This is a genomic window from Enterococcus sp. 5B3_DIV0040, assembly GCF_002140755.1.
In the GTDB taxonomy this organism is placed as follows: Bacteria; Bacillota; Bacilli; order Lactobacillales; family Enterococcaceae; genus Enterococcus_D; species Enterococcus_D casseliflavus.
This window is the reverse complement of the sequence record NZ_NGLC01000001.1, coordinates 149,012-161,261: the sequence shown is the minus strand read 5'-3', so window position 1 is coordinate 161,261 and position 12,250 is coordinate 149,012. Positions and strand designations below refer to the sequence as shown.

At 43.9% G+C, this 12,250-nt stretch carries 13 protein-coding genes; 6 read left to right on the top strand and 7 right to left on the bottom strand.

The features are described 5' to 3' along the window. Positions 1 to 148: 148 nt before the first annotated feature. The 3 genes from A5883_RS00840 to A5883_RS00830 are packed head-to-tail and all read right to left on the bottom strand — an operon-like array spanning position 149 to position 3,410. Positions 149 to 2,005: a carbohydrate-binding domain-containing protein gene (locus A5883_RS00840; protein WP_016621916.1), complete on the bottom strand. Its 1,857-nt coding sequence runs from the start codon at positions 2,003 to 2,005 to the stop codon at positions 149 to 151. A 15-nt stretch (positions 2,006 to 2,020) separates the two neighbouring features. Next, positions 2,021 to 2,698: a DUF4956 domain-containing protein gene (locus A5883_RS00835; protein ID WP_086337797.1), complete on the bottom strand. Its 678-nt coding sequence runs from the start codon at positions 2,696 to 2,698 to the stop codon at positions 2,021 to 2,023. Next, the gene (locus A5883_RS00830) at positions 2,688 to 3,410 is read right to left on the bottom strand and encodes a polyphosphate polymerase domain-containing protein (RefSeq protein ID WP_015510432.1); all 723 of its coding nucleotides are present in this window, start codon (positions 3,408 to 3,410) and stop codon (positions 2,688 to 2,690) included. The genes A5883_RS00835 and A5883_RS00830 overlap by 11 nt, the downstream gene beginning before the upstream one ends. 132 nt (positions 3,411 to 3,542) lie before the next feature. Here A5883_RS00830 and A5883_RS00825 point away from each other — a divergent pair, with 132 nt between their 5' ends. From A5883_RS00825 to A5883_RS00815, 3 genes are read left to right on the top strand one after another with little or no spacing between them, the layout of a single operon-like run. Beyond that, positions 3,543 to 4,217, top strand: coding sequence for a response regulator transcription factor (locus A5883_RS00825; protein WP_005227933.1), 675 nt, complete (start codon positions 3,543 to 3,545; stop codon positions 4,215 to 4,217). 3 nt (positions 4,218 to 4,220) lie between these two features. Continuing rightward, a complete protein-coding gene (locus A5883_RS00820) occupies positions 4,221 to 5,537 on the top strand; it encodes a sensor histidine kinase (RefSeq protein ID WP_005227932.1) in 1,317 nt (438 codons plus the stop codon). A 13-nt stretch (positions 5,538 to 5,550) separates the two neighbouring features. Next, positions 5,551 to 6,024, top strand: coding sequence for a GNAT family N-acetyltransferase (locus A5883_RS00815; protein WP_005227930.1), 474 nt, complete (start codon positions 5,551 to 5,553; stop codon positions 6,022 to 6,024). A gap of 348 nt (positions 6,025 to 6,372) precedes the next feature. Here the strand turns inward: A5883_RS00815 and udk are convergent, their stop codons facing one another. The 3 genes from udk to A5883_RS00800 form a co-directional block, all read right to left on the bottom strand. Beyond that, on the bottom strand, positions 6,373 to 6,996 hold the full coding sequence (udk, locus tag A5883_RS00810; protein ID WP_005227927.1) for a uridine kinase: 624 nt from the start codon (positions 6,994 to 6,996) through the stop codon (positions 6,373 to 6,375). Positions 6,997 to 7,079: 83 nt separating this feature from the next. Further along, entirely contained in the window at positions 7,080 to 7,763 is a 684-nt protein-coding gene (locus tag A5883_RS00805) for a YjjG family noncanonical pyrimidine nucleotidase (RefSeq protein WP_016609901.1), read from the bottom strand. A 14-nt stretch (positions 7,764 to 7,777) separates the two neighbouring features. Beyond that, entirely contained in the window at positions 7,778 to 8,494 is a 717-nt protein-coding gene (locus A5883_RS00800; RefSeq protein WP_005227924.1) for a 16S rRNA pseudouridine(516) synthase, read from the bottom strand. A 300-nt stretch (positions 8,495 to 8,794) separates the two neighbouring features. On the opposite strand from A5883_RS00800, the gene A5883_RS00795 reads away from it, so the two are divergent. The 3 genes from A5883_RS00795 to A5883_RS00785 all read left to right on the top strand — a co-directional run bounded on the left by A5883_RS00795 (position 8,795) and on the right by A5883_RS00785 (position 11,338). Continuing rightward, positions 8,795 to 9,409, top strand: a complete 615-nt coding sequence (locus A5883_RS00795; RefSeq protein ID WP_005227923.1) for a 50S ribosomal protein L25/general stress protein Ctc — start codon at positions 8,795 to 8,797, stop codon at positions 9,407 to 9,409. A gap of 316 nt (positions 9,410 to 9,725) precedes the next feature. After that, on the top strand, positions 9,726 to 10,043 hold the full coding sequence (locus A5883_RS00790) for a DUF960 domain-containing protein (RefSeq protein WP_086337796.1): 318 nt from the start codon (positions 9,726 to 9,728) through the stop codon (positions 10,041 to 10,043). Between the two features lie 248 nt (positions 10,044 to 10,291). Continuing rightward, positions 10,292 to 11,338 carry a helix-turn-helix domain-containing protein gene (locus tag A5883_RS00785; RefSeq protein WP_005227921.1) on the top strand — a complete coding sequence of 349 codons (1,047 nt, stop codon included), beginning with the start codon at positions 10,292 to 10,294 and terminating at the stop codon, positions 11,336 to 11,338. A gap of 38 nt (positions 11,339 to 11,376) precedes the next feature. Here the strand turns inward: A5883_RS00785 and A5883_RS00780 are convergent, their stop codons facing one another. Continuing rightward, positions 11,377 to 12,231, bottom strand: coding sequence for a MetQ/NlpA family ABC transporter substrate-binding protein (locus A5883_RS00780; protein WP_086337795.1), 855 nt, complete (start codon positions 12,229 to 12,231; stop codon positions 11,377 to 11,379). Between the last annotated feature and the right edge of the window lie 19 nt (positions 12,232 to 12,250).

Genomic DNA, 12,250 nt, shown 5'->3' with positions numbered 1-12,250 from the left:
TTTATTGTCTTTCGACTATAAGGATCCTAGCTTAAATTGACCTTAAACCGTCTCCTGATTTTTTGAATCATAGAAACAGACCGCAACGGCTGCCTGCGATCTGTTCGATTTATTGATAACCATTTGGTGATGATCGGTGAAACTTCAACTAACGACCAAAACCACCGCCCATCTGATTGGTTGTCGCTGTTGCACCTGATTGGGTCAAGTTAGCGATAGTATCCGTGACGGACAATGTTCCTAACTCTGTCCCATCACTGAGGGTTCCGCCAGCATAATAACCGGAGACTGCTTGTGCATCATTCGTCCCACCACTGACCAACGTATAGCTGCTATCGGTCAAATCTGGGCTGGAAAGAACCACGTGTTGGTAGCTTTTGCTTGGGGCATAGGACAAGATCGTCTGACCTTGACTGTCCTTTAAGGTCACTAGGGTCTCGGCTGATTGGGTTTGATCGAAACTGATTCCGATCGACTGTTGACTACCACCGCTAACGTTCATGGCCATATCGGTCGTGCCTGCCGCTAACAAGACGCCGCCGGTGAGTTCAAATGTGCCGTTATAGTCCAAAGCACCATTGCCACCGGTCGTTGGACCATTTACGATGACGACGCCATCACTCATGGTGACATTGCCATTACTATCCAGGCCATCCCCTTCGGCATCAATGACCAACGTTCCACCAGTGATCGTGATCTGTTTACTGTCATCCGCGGTATCGCCGCCGCCAGGGCCGCCGCCAAAACTGTCTTGACCAAATTGTCCCGTTGTTTCATCCGTATCACTGCCACCACCGGCATTGATCCCATCATCGCTAGCCACGACGTGTGTCGTGCCACCTGCAATCGTGATTACACTTGCTTCTAATCCTTCATAGGATTCTTCGATAGAAATCGTTCCGTCGGAGATCGTCAATTCATTGTCGGCGTGGATCCCATCATCGCCACTGCTGGCAGTGATCGTGCCACCTGCAATGTTGATCGTATCATTGGCATGCAAGCTATCATCCGCACTATCGATCGTAAAGGTGCCGCTGCTGATGGTCATCACACCGCCAGCTTTCAATCCTTTGTAACTTTCATCCGTCACTAGCGACTGACTTTGGGCTCCGTCAGCCGTTTTGATCGTGATATCAGCTGATTGGATGCTTAAATTTGTTTCTGCTTGGATCCCGTCACGACCACTTTGGATCGTAAAGGTACCACCATCAATCGCAACGTAGCCTTTTTCCGCATCTTCCGTATTATTCGCTTGGATGCCATCTCCTTCAGTGGTGTTCAGTGTGTAGTTCCCCGCCAAGATCGACACGGAATCTTTTCCTTTGATGGCATTGTTTTTCGCTGTGATTTCAATCGTCCCCCCTGCTAAAACCAAATCATCTTTGCTGCGCAATCCGTTGCTGTAATTTCCTGTGATCACCAACGTCCCATCGCCGTTGATGGACAAATCTTCTTTACTATAAAAGGCAGCATCTGGTTCTGTCTCGCCTTCAGCCAAGGTGTAGCTGCTGCCATCCGTCAGAGTATTCGTCGTATCACTGGCTAAGGTCGTGATGACTTTTTCTGCTTGTTCGATGACGACGGCCGCCCCGTCTTCATTGGTGATCGTGACACCGGCAAAGATCAGATGGACTTTTTCTTCTTTGTTGACGTTGACAACCAGTTGGCCATTACTTAACGACCCGCTGACGACATAGGTGCCGGCTTGGGTGATCGTCACGGTTTGGTCTTCCACTGAAACGCCATCAACAGCCGTCGTGTCGCTGCCATTCAATTCAAGTTGCGTAGCAGTTGCCTCATCGTAGGAAGCATCAACATCTTCTTCTTCGTAACTACCGTAATAGTCCACAGAATCATCAAGGGTCGTTGAAACGTTGGTCACTGCGGCAGAACCGGAAACTGCTGCTGCGGAACTGGAACTGCTGCTCGTGCTAGTACTATCGGTTTGCCCGCAAGCGCCTAAGAGCAGCGATGAGAGCAAGAGTGGATAAATGAGTTTTTTCATAAAAGGTTCCTCCTTCTACAGCTCATCGCGGTTAGCGGTGAGCTTGCCTAAAACAACGGGTAAATTGCCATTACGAACCCGAACTTCATCAATGATTTGCTTTTCTTGCGCTTGGTCTTTTAACAGCAACTGATAGCGCAATTCATACAAGCTTCCCATCGTCGTCGTTCGAACCGATGTCAGTTTGGCAGAATGCGTATATTTTTCAAAGAGATCATCGAATAATTGCGGATAATCCAAATCTTCCGGAATCGTGACCTTCAGTTCCCGTTCACTCGTGGCTTGTCGATCGCCAAAGGGCATCGTATATAAAAGGGTCAAGAAAAGCGCCACGATAATGGAAAAAATGACAACATAGCCGACATACCCCATCCCAGTTGCCAGACCGATCCCCATCGACCAAAAGACGCTGGTGATCTCTCTAGAACCCCCGGGAACCGAGCGGAAACGAATCAAACTGAAGGCACCTAAGATTGCCACCCCTGTGCCAAGATTGCCGTTGACTAGCATGATCACCGATTGAACGAGAATCGGTAAGACTGCCAAGGTAATGACGAAGTTTTTCGTATAGACATTGCGGATCATATGGATCGCAGCTACCAATATTCCTAAAAGCAATGAGGCGGCAATACAGATCAATAAGCTACGCCATTCAAGGGTGCTCGTATCGCCAGAAAATAGACTAGATAACATGTAACCATTCCTCCTTCTTGAACAAATGCCGTTGATACGTTTGGGCATATTTTGAAAAGCTACCTTTGCGCACGCTGTATTTGTTCAACAGCTCCACAAACCATAATGGATAAGCGCCGAGGGCTTTCACTTCCATCAACACCCCGATTTCAGGTGCTACCAGCGCCCCCTCACTGCCAGAACCGAACATAAGATCATAGGTGCGAAAGCGAATGTTTTGGTCGAATGTCACGCGAAATTCACTATCATCATCAATAAACAGCGACAAGCGATCATAGGCAATCAACACTTTCGGCAGCAAGTCTGGGTTTTGCTTAAATAGCCAGTGAATCTCTGCAGCGATTTGCGGTGCTTCTGCCATTGACGGCAAGACCCCTGTTTGCAACCAGCCGCAATAGTCAGCATAGGGCATCGGGACTCGGCGTTTGTAGACCACGCCATTGACTTTCTTTTTGATCTCTAAAAAAATTAACTGCTGCTCTGTCGGTATGCCATAGCTGCGGACCCGAAATTTTTCTTTGTATTTCGGTTTGTCCATCGAATGACGAATAAAGCGGTAATCGTGGGTATCGTAATACAAGGACATAATCGTGTGCTGCCCATATTCATCGATCGCCATTCTTTGCTGAAGCTCAGCAAGAAATGCAGGAAATTGCTCCTTGGCTATTAAATATTTTGTCTCTTTTCTTTGAAAGACTTTTTTCAATTTCATAAAAATGTTCCTCCCTTGAAATCCATGCACTGAATTTACGGCAGCTATCTTAAATGCAGCTTAAGGCAAAACAGTTTTTTTAAGCATTTTTTATGCTATTCGTGCTATTCTTATCCTTAAAGAGGTGGGAACATGATTAAACTATTAGTGATCGAAGATGACAAAACATTATCTGATAATATGAAAGAAATCGTCAGCGAGATCGGTGACGTCACACAAGCCTATGATGGCAGTGAAGGCTTATACGAGGCAGAAACGGGGATCTATGATTTGATTATTCTCGACTTGATGATGCCAGAGATGAACGGTTATGAGGTGCTTTCTGCCCTAAGAAAAAAAGGACTCCAAACACCCGTCCTGATTTTAACAGCCAAAGACGGCTTAGAAGACAAAGTGACTGGTTTTCAAAAAGGGGCAGATGATTATTTGACCAAGCCTTTTTATCGGGAAGAATTATTGATGCGGATCAAAGCGTTGCTAAAACGCTCCTTAGGTTTGTTCAATGAAAATACACTGGAATATAACGGATTGCTGTGCAACCTTGGCACCAATGAGGTCAGTTACCAAGGGCAGCTTTTGCCGATCCAAGGGAAAGAATTTGAGCTGCTGCTTTATTTTCTACAAAATAGAAACATTATTTTGACCAAGGAACAGATTTTTGATCGCATCTGGGGGTTTGATTCAGAAACGACCTTGACTGTCGTCGAAGTCTATATGAGCAATCTGCGGAAACACTTGCGCCAGACAGGAATCGACAAAGAAATCCGTACGTTGCGAAATGTCGGCTATATTATGCAAGGAGCCTAGTCTATGAATAAAGAACGCTCTAAGAGACAACGGCTGCACTCCTTTCTCCTAAATGTCAGTGCCTTTGCGTTGGTTTTCTTACTTTTAGGAACCATCGTCCTCCAATTGTTCAACCAATCGGCTTATCGGCAAACCGACATTTCTTTGGAACAAGCAGTCAAAGATACCCGCTTGATCCAAGCAGAGATCAGCGCTTCGCAATCCAATCTAGAGGTATTGCCACCAGATAGTGCCATGCCAAAGATCCCTGGGACCAATCGCTTCAATACCCAGTTGATTCTCTGGTCTGAAGACGGTGAGATATTAAACAAGCAGACCTTGGGCGGCCGCTTTTCACAACTGGCGAGTTTATCTTTAGATACAAGCCACTTAGACAGTATCACATCTTTTTCAGTGGTGGATCAGTCCTTGTCAGAGGAAGAAGAGACCCTTTTGTTTCGTTCGATCACCACCAAAGCACCAACAAATGATGCTGGTGTCGGCTATATCCAAGTCTTGGCGAACACTAACCAAATCAAAAATGCCATGAACAATTTCCAAACAATTTTGATTTTATCGATGATCTTTTTCTGGATTCTTTCGATCGGGATCAGCTATTTGCTTTCCAGCTTGAACATGCGCCCCATTTTAGCCTCCTGGAAAAAACAGCAGGAATTTGTCGAAAATGCATCCCATGAGCTGCGCACACCATTGACGATCATTCAAAACAGTCTGGAACGCCTATTTACCAAGCCCAATCATACGATCATTGAAGAATCTGAAAGCATCGCCCAAGCGTTAGCGGAAACTCGGCGGCTGACTGGATTAACTGCGGATTTGCTGACGATCGCCCGCAGTGATTCCAATCAATTGCTTTTGACAAAAGAAACCATCGAGCTAGCTCCTTTTATCGATGACTTAGTCAAACCTTTCAAAGAAATTGCCGAATTGGATCAAAAACACTTTGTTGTCGAAAACTTTGCCAAAACGACCGCTTGCTTTGACCAAAAGAAAATCCATCAAGTCCTCGTGATCCTCCTAGATAATGCCTTAAAATATACCAGCAGTGGTGATAAAATCACCCTCTTATCGGAGATTTCTAACAAGCAATGGCTGATCGAGGTCAAAAACACAGGACCAGCCATTTCCGATGAAGAAAAAGCCCGTATCTTTGACCGCTTCTACCGCGAGGATCGTTCCCGCTCCAAAGAGACCGGCGGCTATGGTTTAGGCTTAGCGATCGCCAAGCAAATCGTTGAAGAGCACAAGGGACAAATCCAGGTCAAAGATTTGCAGCCACGAGGGGTTATTTTTCAGATTCGTTTACCTAAAGAAGGATAAAGGAGAAAAACAAATGCAGGTCATCACCCTTAAAGAACACCCTGACTACTTAGCAGAAGCCATTCGTTACTTCCAAAAACAGTGGGCTGGTCCCGACTCCCTCATGGTTTATGAGGATAGCCTGACCCATAGTTTTTCAGCAAATCCTTTGCCGCAATGGCTGCTGCTGGTCAACGAAGAAATCGCAGCAGACGGACGTTATCAAATCATCGGCTGCGGTGGCTTGATCCCCAACGACTTCATCAGTCGGATGGATTTGACCCCTTGGCTTTGCGCCTTGTATGTGGACCCTTTGTGGCGTGGCCAAGGCGGTGCCCGCCTTTTGATCGAAACAGCCAAGCAACGTGCTGCTGGAGCTGGTTTTGATTCTCTGTATCTATGTACGGATCTTTCTACTTTTTATGAGAAATTTGCTTTTGAACCGATTGGAACAGGCTACCATCCTTGGGGAGAGTCTTCCACCATCTATCGCTGTTCTCTCACCTAAATGAACAAAAAAAAAGCTGTGAACAAAAATGTTCACAGCTTTCTTCACTCACAGTACTATTGCTAGTAGAATACCCTATCTCCACAAAAGGAATATTCCGACACCCTACAAATCCGGTAGGTTGCTTACGCGGTGTGCCTCTGCTATCAATCTGGTCAGCTAATGCTAGACCTTCTCGACTCGTCGCATGAGGATTACTTTACCATAAAACTAGTCGGAATACTACTGTTTTTTATAAAATTAAAACTGCTGATAAGCATTTCTCAAGAAAGAGTGCCTATCAGCAGTTTTCCATGAATCAATTGTTACTTTTCAAATAGAAACATTCCAATTGATGGATAAAAAAACTTAGGATAAGAAGGTCGCTACTTTGGTCGTAATCAAATCGATGGCTACGTGGTTTTCGCCGCCTTCTGGTACGATGACATCGGCATACCGTTTGGTCGGTTCGATGAATTGATGATACATCGGTTTTACCACCGTCAAGTATTGTTCGATCACAGAATCCAATGTCCGGCCACGTTCTTCCATGTCACGTTTGATTCGGCGAATGATTCGAATATCATCGTCTGTATCAACATAAAGTTTAATATCCATTAAATTACGCAATCGCTCATCTTCTAGAATCAAGATCCCTTCCAAGATAATGACTTCTTTGGGTTCTTGAATGATCGTTGCTTCGCTGCGGGTATGCGCGACATAATCATAGACGGGTTTTTCGATCGTTTGATATGCAAGCAGCTGTTGCAAGTGATCGATCAACAAATCAGTATCAAATGCAAAAGGATGGTCATAGTTGGTGTTCAACCGTTCTTCAAAGCTCAGATCACTTTGGTCTTTATAGTAGGAGTCTTGTTCAAGCATCATAATAGAATGATTGGGGAAATGATTAAAGATCGCCCGACTCACGCTTGTTTTTCCACTACCTGATCCACCTGTCACACCAATAATAATGGGCTTGCCATTCGTCATTCAATTAACCTCTTTCATCTTAAAAAATTCACACTGGTTCTATTATAGCGAAAATTCGGCAAATTACTACTGTTTCTGTAGAATCAGTGCTGCAATAAAGGAAGTAATTGCTGCAAACGTTCGATCTCATAAGTAGGCTGAATCTCACCACTGTTTTTTTTCTTTGGATTGAACCAAATCGTATCGATCCCTGCCAGTTGTCCGCCTAAGATATCTGAAGTCAGTGAATCGCCAATGATGACTGTCTCTTGTTTTTTAACGTTTGGTATGCGAGCAAACACATAGTCAAAATATTCTTTCATTGGTTTTTGATACCCTGTATCTTCTGAAACAAAAATATCACGGAAATACGGCTTTAATTTGGCATCTTCCAAGCGGCGATATTGGGTTTCAGAAACCCCGTTCGTCACCACGTATAGGTCAAAATGCTGCGCCAACTCCGCTAAGATCTCATCACTGTTGTCTAACAGTTTATGTCCTTCATTTAGAAATTCCCGATAGGCCAATTCAACTGCTGGACTATCGACCTGAATGCCTTGCGTTTCAAAAAACAAACCGAAACGCTCATTGATGACTTGGTCTCTCGTGATTTTCCCTTGCTCAAACTGCTGCCACAAATCATGATTGATCGTTTGATAGCTTTGTTTGCGCTCTGGGGTCATTTCCAAGCCATGAGCTTCAAATAGTGCTTTTAAGGCTTGATCTTCGGTATCTTGAAAATCGAGGATCGTGTCATCGACATCAAATAATAATGTTTTATACTTCATTTTCTCCCTCTTTCTCAGCGGAAATGCGCCGCCAGTCCTTTTAATTCTTCTTGCGTCAGCGAGCGATAGCTGCCCACTGCTAAATCATCTGGTAGAACTAGCGACCCCATCGCTGTTCGTTTCAGCTGAATGACTTTTTTCCCTCGGGCTAAAAACATCTTTTTCACTTGATGGAACTTGCCTTCAGCAATTTCTAACGAAACAAAGGAACGAGCCGCTCGGGCATCGATGATCGTTAGGGCAGCTGGTTTGCAAGTGACACCACCATGAAAGGTGATCCCTGTGGCAAATGCCGCCACATCTTCAGGAGTCACCAAGTCATTGACCACCACTTCATATCGCTTGGTCACCTTTTTCGTGGGATGCAGCAAGTCATAGCCTAACTGACCATTCGTCGTAACTAATACCAACCCTTCCGTGTCCCGATCCAATCGACCGACGGCATAAAGATCTGGGTGCTGGTCCTTTGGTGCAATCAAATCGATCACTGTCTGGTGCTGTTGATCAACATTCGCTGTAACAACACCATTGGGCTTGTTGACGATATAATAGCGTTCCTGCGTCTCCAACTGCCGACCCGCAACGATGATTTGATGGATGGCGCTATCGACATTGCGCTCAGGTCGCCCTTCAATCCTTTGATCCACGAGGACTTTTCCTTGCTGAAACAACCGTTTCATCTCTTTACGAGAAGTATTCAATTGTTGCTCGATCACTTTATCTAAACGCATAAATTTTTCTCCATAGTGGCTATTATAGCTCAGGATCTAGTGAAAGGAAACTGCCAGGATTTCAAATGATTTGACTTTCTTTGTCTTTTTGCGTAAGGTTAAAGAGTAAAGTAAATATAGTTTCTCATACACAGCGTTATGACCTGGTGGAGAAAAGTTGAACCAAAACTTTCTGGGGCAGTTGTGTACACAACTGCCCTTTTGCGTGTTTTCACTCACGTACCACTTAATGTGCAGAGTTAACAAAATTTGCTTAAAAAATCTCGTTATTAACGAGAAAACTTTAGGAGGAATTGAGTTATGTCAGTATCATTAGAAGTTACGAAAAGAGAAGTTCGCCCACGTTCTTTACGGAACAAGTTGCGCCACGAAGGAAAAGTACCTGCAATTGTCAATGGGTACAAAGTAGAAAGCACACCGATTGCTGTCAATGCAGCAGAATTAGAAAAAATCTTGCGTGAAAATGGATTGAATACCGTAATCACGATCAGTTTAGAAGGCAAAAAAGTCAATACTCTGATCAAAGAGTATCAATCAGATACCTTCACACGCAATTTAACCCACGTTGAATTCCTATCTGTCGATATGAATGAAGAAACAGAAGTAGAAGCAGAAGTAACCTTAATTGGCGAATCTGCTGGTGTCAAAGCTGGTGGTGTTCTAGCACAAAACTTGTATACAGTCGTTGTATCAGCAACACCAGACAAATTGCCTGAACGTGTTGAGATCGATGTAACGTCATTAGAGATCGGCGATTCATTAACAGTGGCTGATCTGCCTAAGAACGACGAGTACACGATCGTGACCGATCCAGAAGAACAAATCGTTGCGGTTACTGAACCACAAGAAATCTCTGAAGATGAAGAAGCTGGCGAAGCTGCTGAACCAGCAGTTATCGGTGAAGACGAAGAATAATCATAGAACATCGTTCTTAAGATCGCGTCTTCAATCAACAGACACTTCTAAGAAATGCAAGACTCTTGAAGGGCTTTTCCTTTAAGAGTCTTTTTCATTCTTACGAAGAGCTAGTGAGCTGCAACTGACTATTTTCCACTGAAAGACGCCATGGGAAAGCTTGGTCCAGCCAACCCAACAAATTTTTAAAAAAATAGTTAAAATGCGTCGCTGACCAAAAAGAAAAGCAGAAGTAGTTGCATTTTTGACGGTTCTTCATTATGATAAATAGACAAATTTGATGTTATTGGCAAGCCTACTTGAAGGAGGGGTTTTTATGTTTGAAACATTTGATGATCACCGCAGCCGCTACGCTTCTGGCGGGATTGTTCAAACACTGCCTGGCGAACTGATCGATAGTATTTGGTTAATCATCGATCTCGATTTAAAAGGGTTTATTCCGTTGACAAATCTGCTCACCTTTGAAGTCCAAAACAATCACGGTCGTGTCACACTGCTTTTTTCTCAAGCACAAAGTCAAATCGAACTCGGCGTTGATCTGCCTTGCCGTTATTCCGACCTCTATCCCCAAAAAGTCTATGTGTATGACGATGGGCAACGGCAAACGATTTTATTGCCTAGCGAGACTCGTTAACAGCGCTTCGTGTTTCTCTTTTTATAACGTTACTTACATAAAAAACCACCCTTTTTATTTTAAAAGGTGGTTTTTTTTGATTCCTTCCTCTCATTTAATTTCATATTATAAAGGGTTCGAGGAAGCAACCAATGAATCCCCCGTTTTTTATTACGTTTTATTGACTATTTTTTGTATGTGAAAATAACGTGTGAAGTTCCCTTATAATAAGGACAGTTGCAAAATTCAGCTGAAAGAGGTGCCTGGTTTTGAAAAATATCCTTGAAAAAGATATTATGCAAATGCTGCGTCTGTCCACGATGCTCTTGAGCGAAAATCCCCTTCCTTTGAATAAAGCTGCTGCCGACCAAAATCTTTCCGTCAAAACGATCCGTCGGCTACTGTCCAGTTGTTTAAACGAGGACCCTTCCTTCCATTATGATGTGCAGCAAGGACACATTCGTGCCTTTCATGATTTGCAGCAGCCCCTAGCCAGCAAAAACTTCCCCCATACAGAAATGCTTGCTGCATTGTTTAATAAAAGTACAAACTATCAGTTGCTCTTGTTACTGTTAAAAATGCCGACCATTTCCTTTGCAGACCTCCACAAGCGGTATTACCTGAGCCCCTCCAGTTTGCATCGGCGCTTTTTGTCCTTTTCCTTTTTTTTGGCACCTTATCGTCTAAGGATCGACCGTCGCAGTTTTCCTTTGATTACTGGCAATGAACGGCAACTGCGCTATGTGATTTTTCGACTCACCCTCTTAGCAAGCCCAACGCTTTCTTCTAATCAAGCGTTTCAAGAACTGAAGCAGATTCATCAGTTGCGCGCAAACGCTTTTTATCCCAACACCCCCGCCACGTTTACTCAGCAAGTTTATCCAACATGTTTTGTGCCGCGTTTTTATTTAGTTGGTGAACGCAGCTATTTATTTTTGTGGCAACAACTGCTAGCACTGGAGCCTTTTTATGTGCCAACAGAAGAAGCCTTCCTTTTGCGACGAATCATCACGCCGATTTTGTCGGAGCATCCGCTCCAGCAGCCATTAGAAGTGCTTTTGTCGAAAATTTTCCAAGCCCATCTTTTGGGCGCCTTACTGGAAGGCAATTTATTTGTCTATCCGCCACTAAATCCTTGTCTATCTGAACGTTCCCAACGCTTGGTCCAGGCTTTTTTGACTCAGCTTCCCCATTACGAAAAACTCTTAAAAAAGCATCCCGAGTTGCCCTTACTCTATGAATGCATTTGGCAAGAGCTCTCTTTTTTCCAACCGATCATTGCCTTTCCGCAAAAAAAAGAGCGTCCGCTTAAGTAGCGACACGCTCTTTTGAGGTTCATTTAGTTGGCAGTGAATTATTTTGCGTCAGCATCAACGATTTTCACTGAACCTTGCCATTGTTCTTCCACAAAGTCTTTGATTTCGTCTGAATGCAGCACTTCGATCAATTTCTTGATTTTGTCGCTATCTTCGTCACCACTGCGGACAGCGATCACGTTGACATAAGGCGAATTATCCGCTTCTAATAAAACAGAATCATCCGCTGGGTTCAAATCGATCCCGAATGCGAAGTTCGCATTGATGGCGATTAGGTCTGCTTCGTCGTTTTGATAAGCAGTCGCCAAAAGAGATGGATCGACGTCATGTTTAAATTCTAAGTTTTTCGGATTTTCAGCAATATCATCAAAGGTTGCCGTTTCTGTATCAACGCCGTCTTTTAAAGTGATCAAGTTAGCATCTTGTAAAATCGTTAGGATACGACCCCAGTCAGATTCAGAAGTGGAAGTAAGAACCGTTGCACCATCTTCTAGTTCTGAAATATCAGAGATTCGTTTTGAGTAAAGCCCCATTGGCTCGATATGGATCGCACCAGCATTGACAAAATCATAGCCATTGTCGGCGATTTGTTTGTTCAAGTAAGGAATGTGTTGGAAGTAATTGGCATCGATATCGCCATTTTCCAATGCTTTGTTTGGCAACACATAATCATCGAAGGTTTTGATTTCAAGATCAATGCCTTCTTCTGCTAGTAAAGGTTTGGCTTGTTCTAAAATTTCCGCATGAGGCGTAACTGATGCACCAATCACTAATTTTGTTGATTCTCCCTCAGCCGCAGATGAGTCAGAGCTTCCTGAATTTGAGCCTGTGCCACAAGCAGCTAAAGCGGCAGTTAACAATAAGGTTGTTGCAATACCAAAAATCTTTTTCATATCCATTTCCTCCCATATT